The following is a 24,229-nucleotide window of genomic DNA, read 5'->3' as shown; positions in this document are numbered from 1 at the left end:
CAAAGCCCCTGATATCAGGCATATAATTTGCTTATGTTTGGCGCTCACGCGCCCTGTCGTGGATGGCGCATTGCGCCGGCGAATAAGGTGTTAAGCCCCTGCCATGAAACCATCGCTAGTCCTGAGAATGGGCCAGCAGCTGACGATGACACCGCAGCTGCAACAGGCCATCCGCCTGCTCCAATTGTCGACACTGGACCTGCAACAGGAAATCCAGGAGGCCCTGGAGTCCAATCCGATGCTCGAACGCCAGGAAGAAGGCGACGACTTCGATAATGCAGACCCGCTGGCCGACAACATCGAGCAAAAACCCAACCCCGATGTGCAGGAACCGTCCTATCAGGAAACCGCCCCTACAGTGGATAACCTTGAGGAAGGCGAATGGAACGAACGCATTCCCAACGAGCTTCCCGTCGACACCGCCTGGGAAGACGTCTACCAGACCAGCGCCAGCAGCCTGCCCAGCAATGACGACGACGAGTGGGACTTCACTACCCGCACGTCCGCCGGTGAGAGCCTGCAAAGCCATTTGCTGTGGCAACTGAACCTGGCGCCGATGTCCGACACCGATCGCCTGATCGCCGTAACCCTGATCGACTGCATCAACAATCAGGGCTACCTGGACGAGACGCTCGACGAGATTCTGGAAGCCTTCGACCCGGAACTGGACATCGAGCTGGACGAAATCGAAGCCGTCCTGCATCGCATCCAACAGTTCGAGCCTGCCGGCATTGGCGCTCGCACCTTGAGCGAATGCCTGTTGCTGCAACTGCGCCAACTGCCGGCCAAGACCCCTTGGCTCGTCGAGGCCCAGCGCCTGGTCACCGACTACATCGACCTGCTGGGCAGCCGCGACTACAGCCAGTTGATGCGCCGCATGAAGCTCAAGGAAGATGACCTGCGCCAGGTCATCGAACTGGTGCAGAGCCTCAACCCGCGCCCCGGCTCGCAGATCGAGTCCAGCGAAGCCGAATATGTCGTGCCTGACGTGATCGTGCGCAAAGACAACGAACGCTGGCTGGTGGAGCTGAACCAGGAGTCGGTGCCACGCCTGCGGGTCAACCCGCAGTACGCAGGCTTTGTGCGCCGCGCCGACACCAGCGCCGACAACACCTTCATGCGCAACCAATTGCAGGAAGCGCGCTGGTTCATCAAGAGCCTGCAAAGCCGCAACGAAACCCTGATGAAAGTGGCCACCCAGATCGTCGAGCACCAGCGCGGCTTCCTGGAATATGGCGACGAGGCGATGAAGCCGCTGGTCCTGCATGACATTGCCGAGGCTGTGGGCATGCATGAATCGACGATTTCCCGCGTGACCACACAGAAATTCATGCATACCCCACGGGGTATTTATGAGCTGAAATACTTTTTCTCCAGCCACGTCAGCACCTCCGAAGGCGGTGAATGCTCGTCCACAGCGATCCGCGCGATCATCAAAAAACTGGTTGCGGCGGAAAATCAGAAAAAGCCATTGAGTGACAGTAAGATCGCTGGTTTACTGGAGGCACAAGGCATTCAGGTCGCCCGTCGAACCGTCGCCAAGTACCGCGAGTCCCTCGGGATCGCGCCTTCCAGCGAGCGTAAGCGTTTGATGTGACGGGCGGGCCATAGCGTTCCAGTGGTGGGTATTCCTACCCACCGCTTTATGCACTGGCAACGAAGGAGAAGCTGTATGCAAGTCAACATCAGTGGACACCAACTGGAAGTCACCAAGCCCCTGCGTGAGTACACCGAAAGTAAGCTGAACAAGCTTGCGGGGCATTTTGACAAGATCACCAACGTGCAGGTCATCATGGAGGTCGATAAGCTCAAGCAGAAAATCGAGGCCACCCTGCATGTACCGAATGCGAAGCTCGTCGCCAATGCCGAGCATGAAGACATGTATGCGGCGATTGACTCGCTCTACGACAAGCTGGACCGCCAACTCATAAAGCATAAGGAAAAGAATCTGCACCTGATGCAAGGTACAGGTCGTTAACTCTCCCCCATGATCCAACTTGAAACCATCCTGACCCCCGGCCGTTCCCTCGTGAACGCGCCGGGCGGCAGTAAGAAAAAAGCCCTCGAACACATCGCCAACCTGATCAGCCGTGAAGTGCCTGAGCTGGATGAGCAAGTCGTGTTCAAGGCCCTGATCGACCGTGAAAAACTGGGCTCCACCGGTTTTGGCAACGGCATCGCCATTCCTCACTGCCGCCTTGAAGGCTGCACGTCTCCCGTCAGTGCGCTATTGCACCTGCAGGAGAAAATCGATTTCGACGCCATCGACGGCGCCCCGGTTGACCTGCTGTTCGTTCTGCTGGTCCCGCAAGCCGCCACCGATGCGCACCTGGAACTGCTTCGGCAGATAGCCAGCATGCTCGACCGCAAGGAAGTACGCGACAGACTGCGCAGTGCCAGCAGCAACGAGGCGCTATATCAGGTTGTACTCGATGAGCAAAACAGGCAGTAATCATGCGTTTGATCATCGTCAGCGGCCGTTCCGGCTCGGGTAAAAGCACCGCCCTCAACGTCCTTGAGGACAATGGTTTCTATTGCATCGACAACCTGCCGGCGGGCCTGCTGCCGGAGTTGGCCGAACGCGCCCTGATCCACACTGAACTGGCGCAGCCACTGGTGGCCGTCTCGATTGACGCCCGCAACCTGCCCAGCCACCTTGAGCGCTTCCCGCAACTGCTCGAGGAAGTACGCGCCAAGCATATTCATTGCGATGTGCTGTACCTGGATGCCGACGAGGAGACGCTGCTCAAGCGTTTCTCCGAAACCCGTCGACGTCACCCCCTCAGCAGCCCGCATCGCTCCCTGGCCGAAGCCATCGAGGACGAAACCTCGCTGTTAGGGCCGATCATTGACCTCGCTGATCTCAAGATCAACACCACGGACCTCAACCTGTATCAGTTGCGCGATGCGATCAAGCTGCGCCTGCTGAACCAGCCGGAGCCAGGCACGGCCTTTCTGGTTGAGTCGTTCGGGTTCAAGCGCGGGATGCCGGTGGATGCCGATCTGGTGTTCGACGTGCGCTGCCTGCCCAACCCTTACTGGAAGCCGGAGCTGCGTGACCAGTCCGGTTTGGACCAGCCGGTGGCCGAGTACCTGGCGGCGCAACCGGATGTCGAGGAGATGTTCCAGGATATCTCCAGCTACCTGCTCAAATGGTTACCGCGCTTTGCCGCAAGTAATCGGGCTTATGTCACCATTGCCATCGGCTGCACCGGCGGCCACCATCGCTCCGTCTACCTGACCGAACGCCTGGGCCAGGTGCTGCAACAAACCCTCAAGAACGTCCAGGTTCGCCACCGCGACCTTAGCTGAAAGGAACACCCCCGCGATGCCCGCTCTGGAAATTGAAATCATCAACAAGCTGGGCCTGCACGCCCGCGCCTCGGCTAAATTCGTCGGCGTTGCCGGGCAGTTCCCTTGCCAGATCCGCGCCGGGCGCACGCCAGAGTCGATGGTCGATGGCAAAAGCATCATGGCCATGATGATGCTGGCCGCGGGCAAGGGCACCAAGATTCACTTGAAGACCGAAGGCGAACAAGAGCAGGAAGCGATGGACGCCCTGGTTAAGCTGATCAATAACTACTTTGACGAAGGTGAATAAACCCACCCTTTGAGACAGGTGTGAGGCTGCAATGGCCTCACCCTAATGCGGTGTCCATCACCATCATCAGACAAAACCCGATGCACAACCCCAGGCTGGCAAGCTTTTCGTGACCGTTGCGGCGCGATTCCGGGATCACTTCGTGAGTCACCACCAGCAACATAGCCCCCGCCGCCAGCGCAAGCCCCAATGGCAACAGAACCTCTGCCAGACTCACCAGCCATGCACACAGCACGGCAAACACTGGCTCGACCAATCCTGACGCAGCGCCGATCAGGAACGCTTTGACCCGCGACATGCCCGCCCCTGCCAGCACCAGTGCGATCACCAACCCTTCCGGCACATCCTGCAGGGCAATGCCCATGGCCAGGCTGTCGGCATCCGGCATGCCGCCACCGGCAGAAACCCCCACCGCCATGCCTTCCGGAATGTTATGGGCAATGATGGCGAACACAAACAGCCAGATGCGCGGCGGAATAACCGGTTTATCCGGCGTGCCCACCAGCATTTCCGGGCTCGCGCCGGAGACCTTGCGGTCCACCAGATACAACCCGAACGCGCCGAGCATAATGCCGAAGCTGATCAACCCACTGGCGCCCCAAGGTGAGAGCCCTAGGCCTTCAGCGGCTGCAATACCGGGCACGATCAGCGAAAACGCAGTTGCCGCCAACATTACCCCGGCACCAAAGCCCAGCAAGGTATCGCTCAGCGCTACCGGCATGCGGCGTATTACCAGCACGGGCACCGCGCCCAGCGCAGTGCCGAGCGCGCAGATCGCCCCACCCTGCAAAGCGCGCAGGATACGGGGTTCAAGGTTCAGCCAGGCCAGCCCGTGGGCCACCAGCAATGCAGTCCCTGCCAACAGCAACAGCGAGCCAAACGCATAACGAAACATTCGCCCGCTGCTGATCGCCAGTGTTTCAGTGCCCATAGTCGGCCTTAGATCTTGTTATAGAGTGAAAATCAGGCCAAAGCGGCCTGGTAGCGTGCGGCGACTTCCGGCCAGTTGATGACGCTGTAGAAGGCGTTGATGTATTCCGGGCGACGGTTCTGATACAGCAGGTAATAGGCGTGCTCCCACACGTCCAGACCGAGGATCGGCGTGTTGCCGCTCATCAACGGGCTGTCCTGATTGCCACTGCTTTCCACCACCAGCGTCTTCTGCGGGGTGACGCTCAGCCAGGCCCAGCCGCTGCCGAAACGGGTCAAGGCGGCCTTGGTGAAGGCCTCTTTGAAACTGTCGAAGCCGCCCAATTGCTCGTCGATGGCTTTGCCCAGTGCACCTTCGGGTTTGCCGCCGCCCTTTGGCGACATCACCGCCCAGAACAACGAGTGGTTCGCATGACCACCGCCTTGGTTGATCACGGCAGCACGCAGTTTTTCCGGCAGTTGCTGCACGCTGGACACCAACTTCTCTACCGGCCAGCCCGCAAACTCCGTACCTTCGACCGCAGCATTCAGGTTGTTGATGTAGGTCTGGTGATGCTTGGTGTAGTGGATCTCCATGGTTTGCGCATCGATATGCGGTTCCAGGGCATCGTAGGCGTAAGGCAGGGCAGGCAAGGTGTAGGTCATATCAATGTGCTCCGTAGTGTGGAGTGATCGGTTGCGCCGCAGCACCACCCAGCAGGCGATGGGTACGCGGGTATTCGCCGTGATCGCTGATGAAATTCAACAGTTCGACATAGGTCTTGCTGCTCTGGCGCAGCGCCGCCTCGCGCAGTTGCGGGCTCAGACGCGGGTCCTGCATGGTCTGCAACAGCCGCTGGTGAATGGCGCAGAGGTATTCCGCACTTTCCTCCGGCTGGTTGAGGCGCAGGTGCAGGTCCGCCAGGTTGTGATGGGAAATGACGCAGGCCGCCACTGCTTCGTCGGCATCCGCCCAACGCTCGAACAACACTTGAGCCAGGGCCAGGGCTTGCAGATAGGCTTCGCGAGCGTCGACCAGCTCGCCCGCCATAAAACAGCGATTAGCCCGTTCGATCGTGCGTTTCCAGTGCTCCATGGTGAGCCTCCAAAGCAGGGTCGGTGATTACACGCCGCCGGCCGTGAGCTTTTCCGGGTCCAGCAGGATCTCCAGTTGGCTACGTGGCAAGTCGGTGTGCTCGAGGGCGACATCGATCACCGGGCGGCCTTGCTGATAGGCCTTCTTGGCGATTTCAGCGGCCTTTTGGTAACCAATGATCGGGTTGAGTGCGGTGACCAGGATCGGGTTGCGCGACAGCGCCTCCTTCAGCTTGGCTTCGTTGACCTTGAAGCTGGCAATGGCCTTGTCGGCCAGCAGGCGGCTGGAATTGGCCAGCAGTTCGAGGCTGCTGAGCAGGTTCTGGGCGATGATCGGCAGCATCACGTTCAGCTCGAAGTTGCCGGACTGCCCCGCCACAGTGATCACCGTGTCATTGCCAATGACCTGCGCCGCGACCATGGCGGTGGCTTCCGGGATCACCGGGTTGACCTTGCCCGGCATGATCGAGGAGCCTGGCTGCAAGCCTTCCAGCTCGATCTCACCCAAGCCCGCGAGCGGGCCGGAGTTCATCCAGCGCAGGTCGTTGGCGATTTTCATCAGCGACACCGCGGTGGCTTTCAACTGGCCGGACACGGCGACGGCAGTGTCCTGGGAGCCGATCAGCGCAAACAGGTTTTTGCCCGGTGTGAATTTCACCCCGGTCAGGCTGCTTAATTGCTGACTGAAACGCGCCGCAAATTCCGGGTGTGCATTGATCCCGGTGCCAACCGCTGTGCCACCCTGTGCCAAGGCCTGCAAGCTCGGCAGCAAATCCTGCAAGTGGCCGATATTGGCCTTGAGCTGTTGCGCCCAACCATTAAGCACCTGGCTCATGCGCACCGGCATGGCGTCCATCAGGTGCGTGCGGCCGGTCTTGATGAACGGGTGGACTTCTTCGGCCTTTTGCTCGATGACCTGTACCAAATGCAGCAAGGCCGGCAGCGTTTGCTCATGCAGCACCAAGGCTGCGCTGACGTGGATGGTGGTTGGGATAATGTCGTTGCTGCTCTGGCCACAGTTCACGTGGTCATTGGGGTTGACCGGCTCGCCCAGCAAGCGGCTGGCCAGGGTCGCAATCACCTCGTTGGCGTTCATGTTGGAACTGGTGCCGGAGCCGGTCTGGAAGATATCCACCGGGAAGTGCGGCATGAAGTTGCCTTCGAGCAGGCCCTGGGCCGCGTCAACGATGGCCTTGCCCTGCCCTTCGCTGATTTGCTTGAGGTCGACGTTGACCTTGGCGGCGGCGGCCTTGGCCAGGATCAGGGCGCGAATGAATTGCGCCGGCATGCGTTGATGGCTGATCGGAAAGTTGTTCACCGCGCGCTGGGTTTGCGCGCCATACAGGGCCTCGGCGGGTACTTGCAGCTCGCCCATGCTGTCGCGTTCGATACGGGTGTTACTCATCGTTTGATCCTTGCACCAGGTCGGAGTGAGAAATAGACGGCAGCAATTCGCAGGTCGCCAATTGCCAGGCAAAGGTCTGCCAGCGCTTGAGGCGGCAGGCACAGTGGGAAAGTTTTTCCAGGTCGCGCAGTGGGCGCCAGGCCTGGTCCAGGCACATGGATCGCCAGTGCCAGGGCAAGGCGATGTCGCTGGCGGTGTCGATCAAAAGGCGGAATGACGTTTCGGCGATCGTCCACGGATGGGTCGCGGTGCAGCACGCCAGGTATCGACCCTCGTTGAGGTAATGTTCGATCAGGCGCGGCTCATTGGGATCGAGACCGCAGCGAATCTGACGACTCATCCAACGCCAACTTTCCAGGTACGGATCCTCATGCAGGACAGAACTCATGATCCACGCTCATTCGGTAATGATATTTATTATTAAATGATATTGAGAATCAAAACAAGCATGGCAAATCGCAGCCATAAAAAAAGGCACGCCATCTCGAGGATGGCGTGCCTTTTCATGAAGCGTCGCGCCGTTAACTGCCGGCGACGGTCATCCGCTCAATCAGCACCGAACCGGTGCGAATGTTACTGCGCAGCTCCAGGTCATTCCCCACTGCGACGATCTGCTTGAACATATCGCGCATGTTGCCGGCAATAGTCACTTCCTGGACAGCGAACTGAATCTCGCCATTTTCTACCCAGAATCCCGCTGCGCCGCGCGAGTAATCACCGGTCACCATATTCAGGCCACTGCCCATCAGCTCGGTGACCAGCAGACCGCGCCCCATACGACGCAACAGCGCTGCCTGGTCTTCGTCGCCATGGGTGACGAACAGGTTGTGCACGCCACCGGCATTCGCCGTGCTTGGCAGGCCCAGCTTGCGACCGGCGTAAGTGCCCAGTACGTAGGACACCAACTCGCCGTTCTCGACGAACGGTTTGGCATAGGTGGCCAGGCCATCACCGTCGAATGCCGAACTGCCCATGGCACGCATCAAATGCGGGCGCTCATCGAGGGTCAGCCATTCAGGAAACAGCTTCTGGCCAATCGCACCTTCAAGGAACGAGGATTTTCGGTACAGGTTGCCGCCGGAAATCGCGCCCAGGAAACTGCCGAACAAACCACCGGCCAGCTCAGCCGAAAACAGCACCGGCACTTCACAGGTTGGTACCGGGCGCGCGCCCAGGCGGCTGGCTGCACGTTGCGCCGCGCGCTGGCCGATGCTGACCGGATCGGCCAGCAATTCGCCCTGACGGCTCACGTCGTACCAGTAATCGCGCTGCATCTGGCCATTGGCTTCGGCGATCATCACGCAGCTCAAGCTATGCCGAGTGGAGGCATAACCGCCGATAAAACCATGGCTGTTACCGTAGACACGGCAGCCTTGATGAGTGCTCAACGTGGTGCCATCGGCGTTCTTGATGCGGGCATCGGCATCAAACGCGGCGGCTTCGCAGATCAGAGCCTTTTCGATCGCTTGCTCGGGCGTGATGTCCCAGGCGTGAAACAGATCGAAGTCCTTCAAGTCCTTGGCCATCAGCGCTTTGTCGGCCAGGCCCGAGCTTTCATCTTCGGAAGTGTGCTTGGCAATCGCCAGCGCCGCCGCGACGGTTTCACGAATCGCTTCCGGCCCACTGGCGGAGGTACTGGCCGAGCCTTTGCGCTGCCCGGCATACAACGTGATGCCGAAACCCTGGTCGCGATTGAATTCGACGGTTTCCACCTCACGCTGGCGCACCGACGTCGACAGCCCCTGCTCCAGCGAAACGGCTACTTCACAGGCACTGGCCCCCTGGCGCTTGGCCTCGGCAAGGATCTGCTCGACTTGTTCCTGCAGTGCCGGTAACGCTTGCGGACCGACGCTTTGGGCTGCACTCATGGTTTTCTCCACTCAAATTCTGCTTTCGGTTAAGGCCATCGAGCGACCGGGCCGGACAAGCGGCCCCCGACTGGTTATCATGGCGGCGTTTCTTTGCGGACTGCCACCATGGTTGATTCTTACGACGACTCCCTCGATGGGGAGAAAAGCAAAACCCAGGTCAAACGCGAGCTGCATGCGCTGGTTGACCTCGGCGAGCGCCTTACAACGCTCAAGAAAGACTTGATTGCCAAATTGCCATTGACCGACGAAATGCGCCGGGCGCTTGCGGATGCTCCCAAGCACACCGCGAATATCGCGCGTAAACGGCACATCATGTTTATCGGCAAGCTGATGCGCGATCAGGACACTGACGCGATTCTGGCGTTGCTTGATCAAACCGATGCCTCCACTCGCCAATACAACGAACGCTTCCATAACCTGGAGCGCTGGCGTGACCGCCTGATTTCGGGCGATGACGCGGTGCTGGAGAAATTCGTGCTGGACTACCCGGATGCAGACCGCCAGCAACTGCGCTCCCTGATCCGTCAGGCCCAGCACGAGCAGGCGCATAACAAGGCGCCGGCCACCAGCCGTAAAATCTTCAAGTACATCCGTGAGCTGGACGAGACTCAACGCGGCCTGCGTTGATCCTCTGCCCCGGGTGGTGTTCTTCGCCACCCGAAGCTCCGGCCATTACGACCCCGTGCCACCCACGGTGATCGCATCGATTTTCAAGGTTGGCTGACCGACGCCGACCGGCACCGACTGCCCATCCTTGCCGCACGTGCCCACGCCGCTGTCCAGCGACAGGTCGTTACCGACCATCGACACCTTGCTCATCGCTTCCGGCCCATTGCCAATCAACGTCGCCCCTTTGACCGGCGCGGTAATCTTGCCGTCTTCGATCAGGTACGCTTCGCTGGTGGAGAACACGAACTTGCCGCTGGTGATATCCACCTGGCCGCCGCCGAGGTTGGCGCAGTAGATCCCGCGTTTTACCGAGGCGATGATTTCTGCGGGGTCGCTTTCGCCACCGAGCATGTAGGTGTTGGTCATGCGCGGCATCGGCAGGTGCGCGTACGATTCGCGACGGCCGTTGCCGGTGCGTGCCACACCCATGAGGCGAGCGTTGAGCTTGTCTTGCATGTAGCCCTTGAGTACGCCGTTTTCAATCAGCGTGGTGCATTCGGTCGGCGTGCCTTCGTCGTCGACACTCAGCGAGCCACGCCGGCCGGCCAGGGTGCCGTCATCGACGATGGTGCAGAGCTTGGACGCAACCATTTCACCCATGCGCCCGCTGTAGGCCGAACTGCCTTTGCGGTTGAAGTCACCTTCCAGGCCATGGCCAACGGCTTCGTGCAGCAGCACGCCGGACCAGCCCGAGCCCAACACCACCGGCAAAGTACCGGCCGGCGCTGGAATGGCTTCCAGGTTGACCAGCGCCTGACGCAGCGCTTCACGGGCATAACCCATGGCGCGGTCGTCAGTGAGGAAATAACGGTAGTCGGTACGCCCGCCACCGCCATGGCCACCGCGCTCGCGGCGACCATTCTGCTCGACAATGACACTCACGTTGAAACGCACCAGCGGCCGCACGTCCGCCGCCAGCCCGCCGTCCGTGGATGCCACCAGAATGCGTTCCCACACGCCGGCCATGCTCACGGTCACTTGCTGAATACGTGGGTCGAGGGCGCGGGTGGCGGCGTCGATACGCTTGAGCAAATCAACCTTTTCCGCGCGGCTGATCACTTCCAGCGGGTTATCCGGTGCGTACAGCTGGGCCACGTCCTGAGTGCTGAAAGCCTGCACGGTGCCATTCTGACCAGCGCGGGAAATCGAGCGCGCCGCACGCGCCGCCAGGCCCAGGGCTTCAAGGGTGATGGCGTTGCTGTAGGCAAAACCAGTCTTTTCACCGGATTGCGCGCGCACGCCTACGCCTTGGTCAAGATTGAAACTGCCTTCCTTGACGATGCCATCTTCAAGGGCCCACGACTCGGAAATCTGGCCCTGGAAATACAGGTCGGCCGCGTCGATGCCTGGCCCGGCCAGATCACCGAGCACGGTTTGCAAACTTTCGATGGTCACGCCACCGGGTGCCAGGAGGTGTTCACTGACTGAGGACAACAACTCGCTCATAGGTTTGGCCTTAAATTCATCGTTCTGAAGCAGGCCGCTGCGCGCCCTGCGAGAAAAAGCGCCGATGATTGACCACCGGCATGCGCGCCCTTATCGACGCCTGTTCACTGCTATCGCGTTCGGCCAACAACACCGCTTCGCCTTGATCCTGTTGTGTCAGCACACGCCCCCAGGGGTCGACGATGGCTGCATGGCCAAAGGTTTCCCGTGGCCCCGGGTGGATACCGCCTTGAGCGGCGGCCAATAAATAGCACTGGGTTTCGATGGCTCGCGCCCGAATCAGTACATCCCAATGTGCCGCGCCGGTCACCGCCGTAAAGGCCGAAGGTGCGGTAATCAACTCCGCCCCCGCTGCACGCAGTTCGCTGTACAGCTCGGGGAACCGCAGGTCGTAGCACACCGTCAGGCCCAAACGCCCCACCGGCGTGTCCGCCACCACCACATTACTGCCGAAAGCATAGTCGTCGGATTCGCGATAACGGCCTCTGGCATCTGCAACATCGACATCGAACAGGTGCAATTTGTCGTACCGGGCAACGATTTCGCCCTGATCATCGATCAATAGCGAGCAAGCGTTGGACTTGGCGTGCGGTTGGTCCTGGGGCGGCAACGGCAAAGTGCCGGCCACTATCCATAAGGTGAGGTCGCGGGCGGTCTGTTTCAACCAGGGCAGTATCGGGCCTTCGCCCAAGGCTTCGGCGCGACCGATATCGGCCACGTCGCGGCGGCCCATGGCGGCGAAGTTTTCCGGCAGTACCGCAAGCTTCGCACCGCCCGCAGCCGCTTGCTCCAGCAAGCGCCGGGCCTGGGCCAGGTTGGCCAGCACATCGCTCTGGCTGACCATTTGAATTACCGCAAAGGACATGGGCCGACACTCCGTAATAGGCATGCGGCCATGCTACTCCACAGGCTCTCAGTTTGGCTTTTCAAATGGCTTGTCGAAGGTGATTTTTGGATCCTTCCACGGGCCTTGCACCTTGTATTGCACGCTGGCGAAGCGCGAAACACGGTCACCGATCAGCTTGTCGATCAGGAACAACGCGCCGCCAATGGCGGGCGCGCCGACAATCAGCGCAGCAATCGGCAGGTTATTGGTCACCGGCAACGTGACCAGCAGCTTGGCGTCGACACGGTCAGCCACCAGGTCCAGGGTGCCATTGAGCTCCAGGTTGGTGGAAGGGCCGGTCATGGTGATGGGTTCACGGGTGACGAACACCCCATCACTGGCGGCCAGCAAGCCTTTGACCCGGTCATAACTCAAGCCTTTGCCGAGCAGGTCCGAGAAGTCCAGGCGCAGCCGGCGACCGATAGAATTGAAGTTGAGCAAACCAAACACCCGCAGGGCCTGGGCGCCACCTTCAACTTCGACAAACTGGCCTTTACGGAATGACGCATCCAGGCTACCGGAGAAACGCTTGGGGCCCACCCACGCCGGCGAACCCGGCCAACGGCCATCCACATCCAGATGGAAGTCTTCGCTGGTCACGGTCGGTGCAAAGCCCCAGCCCTTGAGCACATCGGCAATGTTCTTGCCGTCCAGGCGGCCCTTGTACCAACTGCTGCTGGCCCCCGGCGCGCCTTCCCAACCGCCGGCACCGTTAAGCTGCATGCCCTTGAGGCCGAGGTTGAGGTTGTTGAAAGCCAGGCCTTTGGCAGTCGGGCGGATCTTCAGCGACCAGGCGCCCACCAGGTCGGGCCCCTGGAACAGCTGGTTGATCGCGATATCCAGCGCAGGGATGTCCTTGGGGTCGATATCCGCCAACGGGTCCGGTGCGTTTTCGTCGGCCTGCACGGTAGGGTCCACCGCCGGCAGTTTCACGTATTGCAGGTTGATTGCAATCGGCGCGCCTTTGGCGTCCGGCAGGTTGACCGTGCCCTTGGCCTGCTGGCTGTCGAGCTGCAAGCCCCAGGCGGCAGGCTTGCGGTCGAGCTGAAGATTGGCCTGATCCAGCTGGGTGCCAAAACCGGTCAGTTTGCCGACTTTGAAGTCAGCACCACTGAGCAATTGCTTGGCGCTGCCGCCCGGGTCGTTACCGGCGTAACGGTTGGCCAGTTGTTTCCACGGGTCGATGTCCAGTTCCGACAGCACACCGCGAATACGCAAGCCTTTGGCTGCAGGCAATACGGCATTGCCGGAGCCAAGGAACAACTCCCCGCGCCCGTCATTGAATTTGTCCGGCGGCGAAGCAAAGGTAAAGCTCGCCAATTCGCCGTAGTCGAACCAGTAACGACGCTCGGCACCTTGCAACGTCATGCGCAACACACTGTCACGGCCTTGGCTGGCAGGCATGCCGAAGGGCGCCGGCAGGTCTACCGCCACACCCTTCATACTGGAACTGACCATCAGTTGGCTGTCGGCACCGTCCAGTGTGAGCTGCAACTGGTACGGAATATCACCGGACACCGGCAACGGCTGGCTGATTTTTAACCAATCGGTCAGGCGCTTGACCGTGACCTGGCCTTTGGCGGTGACGCGGGTACTGATGTTGCCCGACTTGCCATCGGCAGCAATTTGCGCAGTGATCGGCCGATCGAATGCCTGGGCCGAGATGTTCTGGCCACTCAAGCCCTTGCTGCTGTCGAAGCGGAAGTCGCCCTTGAGCTGTGTCAGGTCCAAGGTCGGCTCCGCCAATTGCAGACGGGCTTTGTCGGTCTTGAAGTCCACCACGATCTTGGGCTCGGTGCCTTTGACCAGCGGAATGTCCAGGTCCAGGTTGCCTTGCAGGTCGCCGTCGCCCTTCCAGCCGGCAAAGGTTGACCCTGTACCTATCGGCGCGTCCTGCAGGATCTTCAAACCATCCCCCAGGCCGCCCGCAAACCCGCCGGTGATCAGCAAGTGGCTGTCTTTACCGGCCGGTGCGTGGGGAATATTGACGTAGACGTCCTTGACCTTGGTATCGAGCAATTGGCCCTTGCTGGCCAGGATGCGCACGCCGCTTTCCTCGACGAACACTTCGCCATTGACCTTGCTCACATGCGGCCAACCCGGCTGGAAGGCCAGTTCGGCGTCATGCACCTTGAAGAACAAACTGATGTTGCGCGCAGCGGGCAGCGCGTCATGGTTGAGCGAGCCCTGGTACTGGAAGAACCCTTCGTCCACCGCACCTTTGAGAATTGCGGTGCGCAGCCATTCATCCAGGGACGGGCTCAACACGGCCGGCAAATACTTGGGCGTGAAACGGCCATCGCCATCGACCATACCGACCCGCAGGTCCATGTAATCTTCCTGGGCATGGTCAAAATGCAGGCGAATCAAGAAGTCGGCAGCCACTTTGCCCTCTTCGCCCAGCACCTTGATGTACGGGGCAATCAGGGTGAAGCCTTCTTTATCCAGCTTCCATGTCAGGCGCGCGTTGGCCTGGATGTACTGCCAGGGCTTGGCGAAAATCGGGTACAGGTGCAGGGAAAAATCCTTGCTGTCCATACGCAACTCACCCTGGCCCAAATCGCCACTGATGCTCCCGGATACGTTCCGTGCGGCTGGCGCACCGAAGTACGCGTCAAAACCGATGCGCTCAAGGTTGGCGGCGAAGCTGACTTTTTTATCGGTGGTGTCCTGCGGGCGGAAATCCACCAACACATTGCGCAACACGCCCGTGGCCTTCAGGTGCTCAACGGTCTTGGCAAAGCCTTCCGGCAATGGCGCCAGGGCATTCAACAGCGGGGTAATCGGGGTCAGGTCAAGACGGTCAGCCTGAAGCTTCCAGGTTTCCAGGTCTTTGTCGGTCGCCAAGCTTTGTTGCAGTTGCAGGTGTGATTCCCAACGGGTGTCGCCGATGTTCATCGCCAGCGAATCGAGCAACACCTTAAGGCCACTGTCACTGCGTTGCAGGTAGGCGGTCAGGGCGAGGTTTTCGATATGCACAGGTTTGCGGTCGGCGTAACTGCCCTTTACTTGCGCTGAGTTGAGGCGCACCACGGCACTTTGGACGGTGCCCTTGCCCCAATTGAGCCAGAACTCGCCGCCAGCTTTGAACTGGGTGAGTTTCCATTGCTGGGTCAGCCTGGCGGGAACCCATTTGGCCCAGTCACTTTGGGGCAGGCTCAGGTAGGCTTCGACTTCACCCTCTTTCCATGCGCTGGCGCGAATACGGCTGCGCAGGCTCAGGGCCAGCGGTTGGCCGTCCGGCAGGGTGAGGCGCGCATCCAGGCGTTGGCGGGTGTTGCCGGTATGCAGGCTCAGGCCCACATAGGTCAGGGTCAAGGGCGCCTGGTCGAACGGCTGCAATGTCACCTGGCTGTCGAGCACCGACACACGCTTGACCATCTGCATGCGCGTGAGCAACTGCTGTGGGTCCAGCGGCTGGTCGTCCTGTACCGGCAAACCTTGCAGCGCCCAGTGGCCGTCCTGGTCTTCCTTGACACTCAACTGCAGGCCGCTGACTTCGAGGTGGGCGATACGCACTTCGCGCGCCATCAGGCTCGCCCAGATATCCGGCACCACCTCAACCTGATCCAGGCGCAAGGCGCTGCTGCCTTCGCCGACCATCACGTCGTGGGCCATCAATATCGGCGCGAAACCACTCCAGCGCCCTTCGAGGCTGCCGATGTGCAGGGGCATTTCCACCGCAGCCTGCGCCTTGGCTTCAACTTCGGCGCGGTACTCCGCCACCAGTGGGACCAACTCACGACCCAGGCTCACGTACACTGCCGCCAATACCAGCAGCAAGGCGCACAGGCCCAGGCCCCAACGGGTCAAGGCGGCAAAAAAGCGTGTCAGACGCTCCATGTCAGGCGACCCTCAAGGCAGTTAGCGGACGGCAGATCAATGCCTGCCGGTCTCGAATAAAGAAAGCGATTGGGGATCAGAGCAGCACCACGTCGTATTGTTCCTGGGAATACATGGTTTCAACCTGGAAACGAATAGTGCGCCCGATAAAACCCTCCAACTCAGCGACGTTACCGGACTCTTCATCCAGCAATCGGTCGACCACTTTCTGGTTGGCAAGCACTCTATAGCCTTCGGCCTGGTAGGCACGTGCCTCCCGTAAGATTTCGCGGAAAATCTCGTAGCAAACCGTTTCCGGGGTCTTCAATTTGCCACGCCCCTGGCAACTGCTGCACGGCTCGCACAGCACTTGCTCAAGGCTTTCGCGGGTGCGCTTGCGGGTCATCTGCACCAGGCCAAGCTCGGTGATGCCGATGATATTGGTCTTGGCGTGGTCGCGCTCCAGTTGCTTCTCCAGGGTACGCAGCACTTGGCGCTGGTGCTCTTCGTCTTCCATGTCGATGAAGTCGATGATGATGATGCCGCCCAGGTTGCGCAGGCGCAGCTGACGGGCAATCGCAGTGGCCGCTTCGAGGTTGGTCTTGAAGATGGTTTCTTCGAGGTTGCGATGGCCCACGAACGCGCCAGTGTTGACGTCGATGGTGGTCATGGCCTCGGCCGGGTCCACCACCAGATAGCCGCCGGACTTGAGCGGCACTTTGCGCTCCAGGGCTTTCTGGATTTCATCTTCGACGCCATACAGGTCGAAGATCGGTCGCTCGCCAGGGTAATGCTCCAGGCGGTCGGCAATTTCCGGCATCAGCTCGGCGACAAATTGCGTGGTGCGCTGGAAGGTTTCCCGCGAGTCGATGCGAATTTTCTCGATCTTGGGGCTGACCAGATCACGCAAGGTACGCAACGCCAGACCGAGGTCTTCATAGATAACGCTCGGCGCACCAATGGTTTTGATCTGTGCGCCGATCTGGTCCCACAGCCTGCGCAGGTAGCGGATGTCCATGAGGATTTCGTCGGCGCCGGCGCCTTCAGCGGCGGTGCGCAGGATAAACCCGCCGGCTTCCTTGATGCCTTCGGCCGCTACGCAGTCACTGACCACCTTTTTCAGGCGCTCGCGCTCGGCTTCGTCTTCGATCTTGAGGGAAATACCCACATGCGCGGTACGCGGCATGTACACCAGATAACGCGAAGGAATCGACAGCTGCGTAGTGAGCCGCGCGCCTTTGGAGCCGATGGGGTCCTTGGTGACCTGCACCACCAGGCTCTGCCCTTCGTGCACCAGGGCGCTGATGCTTTCCACTGCGGGGCCTTCACGCAGGGAGATTTCCGAGGCGTGGATAAACGCAGCACGGTCCAGGCCTATGTCGACGAAAGCCGCCTGCATGCCCGGCAATACGCGCACCACCTTGCCTTTATAGATATTGCCGACGATCCCGCGCTTCTGGGTGCGCTCGACGTGCACTTCTTGCAGAACACCGTTTTCTACCACCGCCACGCGCGATTCCATCGGCGTGATATTGATCAGAATCTCTTCACTCATGGCTGGGTCTCGTTCAGGCGTTTTCACAATAGTGACCGATCGCTTAAGGCTTGGCGCGCAAATAAAGGCGTTCAGCGCGCGGTAAGGTTTTGCCAACAGGGTATGCCGAATTGGTCAAGCAGTTGCGCGGTTTCGCACACCGGCAGGCCGACCACAGCGGAATAGCTGCCATTGAGCCCGGCAACAAACACCGAACCCAGCCCCTGGATAGCATAGCCGCCCGCCTTGTCCGCAGGTTCGCCACTGTGCCAGTAGGTTGTAGCTTCCTCGACAGAAATACCGCGAAAACGAACACGGCTGCTTACACAGCGGGTTTCGCAGCGCTGGCCGTCGGTGAGGGCAATGGCGGTGAGCACTTCATGCTCACGGCCGGAAAGCGCCATCAGCATCGCCAAGGCATCGGCCTGGTCGACGGGCTTGCCAAGGATCTGGCCATCCACGATCACCGCCGTATCGGCACCCAGCACACAGGCGCCCGAGGCGTGTTCAAGCGCAGCAAAACCCGCCGCAGCCTTGCCGCGCGCAAGGCGCTCGACGTAGGCAACGGCGGGTTCATTGGTAAAAGGGGTTTCATCAATGGCGGCACTGACCACGGTGAAAGGCACACCGATCTGGGTCAACAGTTCACGCCGCCTAGGTGAGCCCGAGGCCAGGTAAAGCGAATTCATTGCAGACTCTCCCTGTAGGGTTCGATAACCAGGCAGAGCCTCGCAATCCATTCAATTGATTTTATAGCGACGACGTAACCCACGCAGGCCGAAACTGACCCAAGGCCACAACAGCGCACTGACCAACGCCGGCAACACCAGCGCCAAGGTCGGTTGGCGGTTGCCGGTCAAGGCGCTGAGCCACAGTTGCACCAACTGCGCGAGGCCAAAGATCACCAGAATCACCAGGCACTGTTGCCACATTGGGAACATGCGCAAACGCTGCTGCAACGACAGCACCAGGAACGTAATCAGCGTGAGGATCAATGCGTTCTGACCCAGCAAGGTGCCATAGAGGACGTCTTGCGCCAAGCCCAGGCACATTGCCGTAACCATCCCGACTTTGTGCGGCAGGGTCAGCGACCAGAAGGCCAGCAGCAACGCCAGCCAGAGCGGTCGCAGGATCTCCATGAATTGCGGCAGCGGCGAAACGCTGAGCAACAAACCGATGGCGAAAGTCAGCCAGACGATCCAGCCATTTCGCGAATGAGTACCGGCCATTATTCCTCCCTCTGCCGCGTGGTTGCCGGGGCTGCGGCCGCTGGCCGAGCGGCGGGTGTGGCGGCAGGCGTTGTCGCAGGCGGTTTGGCTGCGGCGGGCTTAGCCGGGCGGGCGTTGTGGGCGGCAGGTTTGACGGGCGTCGCCACCGGCGCTGCCGGAGTTGCCACCGGTGCAGGCGGCCCGACAAAGGCTGGCTTGGGCACCGTTGCGGGAACGATCGGCGTTGTACCGTTCTGCTTGTCTTCCGCTTCCTGGGCTTGAGCGGCGTCGTTGGCGCGCTCTTCAGGGGTGCGGTTGTCGCTGAACACCAGCAGCAGGTAGCGGCTGCGGTTCAAGGCAGCGGTCGGGACTGCACGCACAATGGCAAACGGCTGGCCGGAATCGTGGATCACTTCCTTGACCGTCGCCACCGGGTAACCCGCCGGGAAGCGCTGGCCCAAACCGGAGCTGACCAGCAGGTCGCCTTCCTTGATGTCGGCGGTGTCGGCCACATGCCGCAATTCCAGGCGTTCCGGGTTACCGGTGCCGCTGGCAATGGCGCGCAGGCCGTTACGGTTGACCTGTACCGGAATGCTGTGGGTGGTGTCCGTCAGCAACAATACCCGTGAGGTGTAGGGCATAAGCTCCACTACCTGGCCCATCAGGCCTCGGGCATCGAGCACCGGCTGGCCCAGCACGACACCGTCGCGCTCACCCTTGTTGATGATGATGCGGTGGGTAAAGGGGTTGGGGTCCATGCCGATCAACTCGGCCACTTCGACCTTCTCGTTGACCAGTGCCGAAGAGTTGAGCAACTCGCGCAGCCGAACGTTCTGCTCGGTGAGGGCCGCGAGCTTTTGCATGCGCCCCTGCAACAGCAGGTTTTCAGTCTTGAGTTTTTCGTTCTCGGCGACCAGTTCGGTACGGCTGCCGAATTGGCTGGCCACGCCCTGGTAGAGACGTTGCGGCAGGTCGGTGATCCAGTAAGTCTGCATCAACACCAGCGACATCTGGCTGCGCACGGGCTTGAGCAGCGCAAAGCGGGCATCGACCACCATCAGCGCGACCGAAAGCACGACCAGCACCAATAAGCGCACGCCCAATGAGGGGCCTTTGGCGAAAAGCGGTTTAATAAGCCGCTCCTCCCAGGCAAATGTTCTCTTTATTCATACGGCATCAAACCGGCCTGGATGCAGATTGAAGAAGATAAACGCCAACAGGCAGCACTGCAAAGTGCTGCCTGCGGGCGAAGCATGGTGCAACCAACGATCTTATTCGCTGGAGAGCAGGTCCATGGTGTGTTTATCCATCATTTCCAGTGCACGACCACCGCCACGGGCAACGCAGGTCAGCGGGTCTTCGGCGACGATCACCGGCAGGCCGGTTTCCTGGGCCAGCAGCTTGTCGAGGTCGCGCAGCAAGGCGCCACCACCGGTCAGCACCAGGCCACGCTCGGCGATATCGGAAGCCAATTCCGGCGGCGATTGCTCCAGGGCGCTTTTCACAGCCTGAACGATGGTGGCCAGGGACTCTTGCAGAGCTTCCAGCACTTCATTGGAGTTCAGGGTGAAGGCACGTGGAACGCCTTCGGCCAGGTTGCGACCGCGAACATCCACTTCGCGAACTTCGCCGCCCGGGTAAGCGGTGCCGATTTCCTGCTTGATGCGCTCAGCGGTAGATTCGCCGATCAAGCTGCCGTAGTTACGACGCACATAAGTGATGATCGCTTCGTCGAAACGGTCGCCGCCTACACGCACGGATTCGGCATACACCACACCGTTCAGGGAAATCAGGGCGATCTCGGTAGTACCACCACCGATATCCACCACCATCGAACCGCGCGCTTCCTCAACCGGAAGGCCGGCGCCGATTGCGGCAGCCATAGGCTCTTCGATCAGGAACACTTCGCGGGCACCGGCGCCAAGGGCCGATTCACGGATGGCACGACGCTCCACCTGGGTGGACTTGCACGGAACGCAGATCAGCACGCGAGGGCTGGGCTGCAGAAAACTGTTTTCGTGAACTTTGTTGATGAAGTACTGCAGCATCTTTTCGCAGACGCTGAAGTCGGCGATCACGCCGTCTTTCATCGGACGAATGGCAGCAATATTGCCTGGTGTACGGCCGAGCATGCGCTTGGCCTCGGTGCCTACGGCAACGACACTTTTCTGATTACCATGGGTCCGAATGGCCACAACCGATGGCTCATTCAGAACGATACCGCGCTCGCGCACGTAAATAAGGGTGTTGGCAGTGCCCAGGTCAATGGAAAGATCGCTGGAAAACATGCCACGCAGTTTCTTGAACATGGGGAAAGGACCCTAGGCAACGCGTGGGTAAAAAAGTGCGACAAACTCTAACAACGACAGGGATTTTGGGCAAGGCGCCAATGTGCTAAATTGGCCGACTTTCTGTGCACCAACCCCCACAATCGCGGCCTTATGACCGTAGAAATGCGGTAGTGTTCCGACAATCTAACACACGGATGCCCTCCGTTCTGTTTTCCACTGGAGAAACCCATGGCGCTTGAACGCTCCGACGTGGAAAAAATCGCGCATCTGGCCTCGCTTGGCCTGAATGACGCCGATCTTCCACAGACCACCGCAGCCCTGAACAGCATTCTCGGGCTGGTCGACCAAATGCAGGCCGTGAATACTGACGGCATCGAGCCCCTGGCTCACCCGCTGGAAGCCAGCCAGCGCCTGCGCGCAGACGTTGTGACCGAGCGAAATAATCGCGAGGCCTACCAGTCCATCGCGCCAGCGGTCGAAAACGGCCTGTACCTGGTTCCGAAAGTCATCGACTAAAGGGAAAGAGCCTTTCATGCATCACATGACTCTGGCCGAGATCGCCCGCGGTCTCGCCGACAAAAAGTTTTCTTCCGAAGAGCTGACCCAGACCCTGCTGGCGCGTATTGCCGCGCTGGACCCCAAGGTCAACAGCTTTATCAGCCTCACCGAGGAGCTGGCCCTGAGCCAGGCCAAGGCCGCCGACGCACGTCGCGCCAACGGTGAAAACGGCGCACTGCTGGGCGCCCCGATCGCCCACAAAGATCTGTTCTGCACCCAGGGCATTCGCACCAGCTGCGGCTCGAAGATGCTCGACAACTTCAAGGCGCCCTACGACGCCACCGTGGTGTCCAAACTGGCTGCCGCCGGGGCCGTGACCCTGGGCAAGACCAACATGGACGAATTCGCCATGGGTTCGGCCAACGAGTCGAGCTACTACGGCGCGGTGAAAAACCCGTGGAACCTGGAACACGTACCCGGCGGTTCATCGGGCGGTTCGGCTGCCGCCGTTGCTGCGCGCTTCCTGCCGGCCGCGACCGCCACCGACACCGGCGGCTCTATCCGCCAGCCCGCCGCCTTCACCAACCTCACCGGTTTGAAGCCGACCTACGGTCGCGTTTCCCGCTGGGGCATGATTGCCTACGCCTCCAGCCTTGATCAGGGCGGCCCGCTGGCACGCACAGCAGAAGACTGCGCAATATTGTTACAAGGTATGGCCGGGTTCGATAAACAGGACTCCACCAGCATCGATGAGCCGGTGCCGGACTACAGCGCCAGCCTTAATACCTCGCTTAAAGGCCTGCGTATCGGCGTGCCGAAAGAGTATTTCAGTGCCGGTCTCGACCCGCGTATCGCTGAATTGGTGCACAACAGCATCAAAGAGCTGGAAAAGCTCGGCGCCGTGATCAAGGAAATCAGCCTGCCGAACAACCAGCACGCGATTCCTGCGTACTACGTGATCGCGCCGGCAGAAGCCTCCTCGAACCTGTCGCGTTTCGACGGCGTACGTTTCGGCTACCGCTGCGAAAACCCGAAAGACCTCACCGACCTGTACAAGCGCTCCCGTGGCGAAGGCTTCGGCGCCGAAGTACAACGCCGGATCATGGTCGGTGCCTACGCACTGTCCGCCGGTTACTACGACGCGTACTACCTCAAGGCGCAAAAGATCCGTCGCCTGATCAAGAACGACTTCATGGCTGCCTTTGAAGAAGTCGACGTGATCCTCGGCCCGACCACGCCGAACCCGGCCTGGAAGATCGGCGCCAAGACCGGCGACCCGATCGCCGAGTACCTGGAAGACCTCTACACCATCACCGCCAACCTCGCGGGCTTGCCGGGCTTGTCCATGCCCGCAGGTTTCGTCGATGGCCTGCCGGTCGGCGTGCAATTGCTCGCCCCGTATTTCCAGGAAGGCCGCCTGCTCAATGTGGCGCACCAGTACCAGTTGAACACCGACTGGCACACTCGCACCCCTACCGGCTTCTGAGGAGAACACTATGCAATGGGAAGTTGTGATCGGGCTGGAGATTCATACCCAGCTCGCCACCCAATCGAAGATTTTCTCCGGTAGCGCCACCACGTTCGGCGCAGAACCCAACACCCAGGCCAGCCTGGTCGACCTGGGCATGCCTGGCGTACTGCCGGTGCTGAACGAGGAAGCGGTGCGCATGGCGGTGATGTTCGGCCTGGCGATTGACGCCGAGATCGGCCAGCACAACGTGTTCGCGCGCAAGAACTACTTCTACCCGGACCTGCCCAAGGGCTACCAGATCAGCCAGATGGAATTGCCGATCGTCGGCAAGGGCTACCTGGATATCCCCCTGGAAGACGGCACCATCAAGCGTGTCGGCGTGACCCGTGCGCACCTGGAAGAAGATGCCGGCAAGAGCCTGCATGAAGAATTCAACGGCGCCACCGGCATCGACCTGAACCGTGCCGGCACGCCGCTGCTGGAGATCGTCTCCGAGCCGGACATGCGCAGCGCCAAGGAAGCCGTGGCTTACGTCAAGACCATCCATGCGCTGGTGCGTTACCTGGGCATCTGCGACGGCAACATGGCCGAAGGCTCGCTGCGTTGCGACTGCAACGTGTCGGTGCGGCCGAAAGGCCAGGCCGAGTACGGCACACGCTGCGAGATCAAGAACGTCAACTCGTTCCGTTTCATCGAGAAGGCGATCAACACCGAAGTGCGTCGCCAGATCGAGCTGATCGAAGACGGCGGCAAGGTGATCCAGCAAACGCGCCTGTACGACCCGAACAAAGACGAAACCCGCGCCATGCGCAGCAAAGAGGAAGCCAACGACTACCGTTACTTCCCCGACCCGGACCTGCTGCCGGTGATCATCGAGGACTCGTTCCTTAATGACGTGCGTGCCACCCTGCCGGAATTGCCGCCGCAAAAACGCGAGCGTTTCCAGGAACAGTTCGGCCTGTCGGTCTACGATGCCAGCGTATTGGCCTCCAGCCGTGAGCAAGCCAACTACTTCGAAAAAGTCGTGAGCATTGCCGGCGACGCCAAGCTGGCGGCCAACTGGGTGATGGTTGAGCTGGGCAGCCTGTTGAACAAACAGGGCCTGGAGATCGACGAAGCCCCAGTGACCGCCGAGCAGTTGGGCGGCATGCTGCTGCGCATCAAGGACAACACTATCTCCGGCAAAATCGCCAAGACCGTGTTTGAAGCGATGGCCGCAGGCGAAGGCAGCGCCGACGACATCATCGAGAAGCGCGGCCTCAAGCAAGTCACCGACAGCGGCGCTATTTCGGCCGTGCTCGATGAGATGCTCGCCGCCAATGCCGAGCAAGTTGAACAATACCGTGGGGCAGACGAAGCCAAACGCGGCAAAATGTTCGGCTTCTTTGTCGGCCAGGCGATGAAAGCCTCCAAAGGCAAAGCCAACCCGCAACAGGTGAACGAACTGCTCAAAAGCAAGCTCGAAGGCTGACAGCGGTGAATGGTCGGAGTGGGATTCCATAAACACTTCGGCCTCATGTGGG

At 60.3% G+C, this 24,229-nt stretch carries 23 protein-coding genes; 9 read left to right on the top strand and 14 right to left on the bottom strand.

All coding sequences use genetic code 11. The features are described from left to right. Positions 1–103 precede the first annotated feature (103 nt). The 5 genes from PSH96_RS04565 to PSH96_RS04545 all read left to right on the top strand — a co-directional run bounded on the left by PSH96_RS04565 (position 104) and on the right by PSH96_RS04545 (position 3,601). Complete coding sequence (locus PSH96_RS04565) at positions 104–1,597, top strand: RNA polymerase factor sigma-54 (RefSeq protein WP_305457774.1); 1,494 nt, start codon at positions 104–106, stop codon at positions 1,595–1,597. Between the two features lie 75 nt (positions 1,598–1,672). Next, positions 1,673–1,978, top strand: a complete 306-nt coding sequence (hpf, locus tag PSH96_RS04560) for a ribosome hibernation-promoting factor, HPF/YfiA family (RefSeq protein ID WP_003171804.1) — start codon at positions 1,673–1,675, stop codon at positions 1,976–1,978. A 9-nt stretch (positions 1,979–1,987) separates the two neighbouring features. Beyond that, complete coding sequence (ptsN, locus tag PSH96_RS04555) at positions 1,988–2,452, top strand: PTS IIA-like nitrogen regulatory protein PtsN (protein WP_236373536.1); 465 nt, start codon at positions 1,988–1,990, stop codon at positions 2,450–2,452. A 2-nt stretch (positions 2,453–2,454) separates the two neighbouring features. Then, positions 2,455–3,312, top strand: a complete 858-nt coding sequence (gene rapZ / locus PSH96_RS04550) for an RNase adapter RapZ (protein ID WP_056859026.1) — start codon at positions 2,455–2,457, stop codon at positions 3,310–3,312. 16 nt (positions 3,313–3,328) lie between these two features. Continuing rightward, complete coding sequence (locus PSH96_RS04545) at positions 3,329–3,601, top strand: HPr family phosphocarrier protein (RefSeq protein WP_017138240.1); 273 nt, start codon at positions 3,329–3,331, stop codon at positions 3,599–3,601. 37 nt (positions 3,602–3,638) lie between these two features. Here the strand turns inward: PSH96_RS04545 and PSH96_RS04540 are convergent, their stop codons facing one another. The 6 genes from PSH96_RS04540 to pmbA all read right to left on the bottom strand — a co-directional run bounded on the left by PSH96_RS04540 (position 3,639) and on the right by pmbA (position 8,878). After that, positions 3,639–4,532 carry a ZIP family metal transporter gene (locus tag PSH96_RS04540; RefSeq protein WP_065930277.1) on the bottom strand — a complete coding sequence of 298 codons (894 nt, stop codon included), beginning with the start codon at positions 4,530–4,532 and terminating at the stop codon, positions 3,639–3,641. A 32-nt stretch (positions 4,533–4,564) separates the two neighbouring features. Further along, positions 4,565–5,176, bottom strand: a complete 612-nt coding sequence (locus PSH96_RS04535) for a superoxide dismutase (protein ID WP_058419317.1) — start codon at positions 5,174–5,176, stop codon at positions 4,565–4,567. Between the two features lies 1 nt (position 5,177). Further along, entirely contained in the window at positions 5,178–5,606 is a 429-nt protein-coding gene (locus PSH96_RS04530; protein WP_065930275.1) for a hypothetical protein, read from the bottom strand. Positions 5,607–5,633: 27 nt separating this feature from the next. After that, positions 5,634–7,010: an aspartate ammonia-lyase gene (locus tag PSH96_RS04525; protein ID WP_065930274.1), complete on the bottom strand. Its 1,377-nt coding sequence runs from the start codon at positions 7,008–7,010 to the stop codon at positions 5,634–5,636. Then, on the bottom strand, positions 7,003–7,398 hold the full coding sequence (locus tag PSH96_RS04520) for a hypothetical protein (protein WP_058419314.1): 396 nt from the start codon (positions 7,396–7,398) through the stop codon (positions 7,003–7,005). Before PSH96_RS04520 ends, PSH96_RS04525 begins: the two co-directional genes overlap by 8 nt. A gap of 133 nt (positions 7,399–7,531) precedes the next feature. After that, on the bottom strand, positions 7,532–8,878 hold the full coding sequence (gene pmbA, locus PSH96_RS04515; protein ID WP_065930272.1) for a metalloprotease PmbA: 1,347 nt from the start codon (positions 8,876–8,878) through the stop codon (positions 7,532–7,534). A 108-nt stretch (positions 8,879–8,986) separates the two neighbouring features. Between pmbA and yjgA the strand changes: the two genes are divergently transcribed. Next, positions 8,987–9,508, top strand: a complete 522-nt coding sequence (yjgA, locus tag PSH96_RS04510) for a ribosome biogenesis factor YjgA (RefSeq protein ID WP_017138246.1) — start codon at positions 8,987–8,989, stop codon at positions 9,506–9,508. Positions 9,509–9,553: 45 nt separating this feature from the next. Here yjgA and tldD read toward each other — a convergent pair whose 3' ends face one another. From tldD to mreB, 8 genes are all read right to left on the bottom strand, one after another. Continuing rightward, a complete protein-coding gene (gene tldD / locus PSH96_RS04505; protein ID WP_056859033.1) occupies positions 9,554–10,996 on the bottom strand; it encodes a metalloprotease TldD in 1,443 nt (480 codons plus the stop codon). 16 nt (positions 10,997–11,012) lie between these two features. Then, positions 11,013–11,861: a carbon-nitrogen hydrolase family protein gene (locus PSH96_RS04500; RefSeq protein WP_138816838.1), complete on the bottom strand. Its 849-nt coding sequence runs from the start codon at positions 11,859–11,861 to the stop codon at positions 11,013–11,015. A 48-nt stretch (positions 11,862–11,909) separates the two neighbouring features. Beyond that, complete coding sequence (locus PSH96_RS04495) at positions 11,910–15,725, bottom strand: YhdP family protein (RefSeq protein ID WP_305457766.1); 3,816 nt, start codon at positions 15,723–15,725, stop codon at positions 11,910–11,912. Between the two features lie 76 nt (positions 15,726–15,801). Further along, complete coding sequence (rng, locus tag PSH96_RS04490; protein WP_010213134.1) at positions 15,802–17,259, bottom strand: ribonuclease G; 1,458 nt, start codon at positions 17,257–17,259, stop codon at positions 15,802–15,804. A 71-nt stretch (positions 17,260–17,330) separates the two neighbouring features. Further along, positions 17,331–17,927 carry a nucleoside triphosphate pyrophosphatase gene (locus PSH96_RS04485; RefSeq protein ID WP_305457765.1) on the bottom strand — a complete coding sequence of 199 codons (597 nt, stop codon included), beginning with the start codon at positions 17,925–17,927 and terminating at the stop codon, positions 17,331–17,333. A 51-nt stretch (positions 17,928–17,978) separates the two neighbouring features. Then, on the bottom strand, positions 17,979–18,467 hold the full coding sequence (mreD, locus tag PSH96_RS04480) for a rod shape-determining protein MreD (protein WP_305457764.1): 489 nt from the start codon (positions 18,465–18,467) through the stop codon (positions 17,979–17,981). Next, positions 18,467–19,531: a rod shape-determining protein MreC gene (mreC, locus tag PSH96_RS04475; RefSeq protein WP_370694351.1), complete on the bottom strand. Its 1,065-nt coding sequence runs from the start codon at positions 19,529–19,531 to the stop codon at positions 18,467–18,469. The genes mreD and mreC overlap by 1 nt, the downstream gene beginning before the upstream one ends. A 186-nt stretch (positions 19,532–19,717) precedes the next feature. Next, positions 19,718–20,755, bottom strand: coding sequence for a rod shape-determining protein MreB (mreB, locus tag PSH96_RS04470; RefSeq protein ID WP_002555108.1), 1,038 nt, complete (start codon positions 20,753–20,755; stop codon positions 19,718–19,720). A gap of 210 nt (positions 20,756–20,965) precedes the next feature. Between mreB and gatC the strand changes: the two genes are divergently transcribed. The 3 genes from gatC to gatB are packed head-to-tail and all read left to right on the top strand — an operon-like array spanning position 20,966 to position 24,177. After that, positions 20,966–21,253, top strand: a complete 288-nt coding sequence (gatC, locus tag PSH96_RS04465; RefSeq protein WP_003188556.1) for an Asp-tRNA(Asn)/Glu-tRNA(Gln) amidotransferase subunit GatC — start codon at positions 20,966–20,968, stop codon at positions 21,251–21,253. A 16-nt stretch (positions 21,254–21,269) separates the two neighbouring features. Next, a complete protein-coding gene (gene gatA, locus PSH96_RS04460; protein ID WP_065911562.1) occupies positions 21,270–22,721 on the top strand; it encodes an Asp-tRNA(Asn)/Glu-tRNA(Gln) amidotransferase subunit GatA in 1,452 nt (483 codons plus the stop codon). Between the two features lie 10 nt (positions 22,722–22,731). Continuing rightward, positions 22,732–24,177, top strand: coding sequence for an Asp-tRNA(Asn)/Glu-tRNA(Gln) amidotransferase subunit GatB (gene gatB / locus PSH96_RS04455; protein ID WP_056859039.1), 1,446 nt, complete (start codon positions 22,732–22,734; stop codon positions 24,175–24,177). Positions 24,178–24,229 lie beyond the last annotated feature (52 nt).

This window comes from Pseudomonas sp. FP2338 (assembly GCF_030687515.1).
GTDB lineage: Bacteria > Pseudomonadota > Gammaproteobacteria > Pseudomonadales > Pseudomonadaceae > Aquipseudomonas > Aquipseudomonas salomonii.
This window is presented reverse-complemented; position numbering and strand designations above follow the sequence as displayed.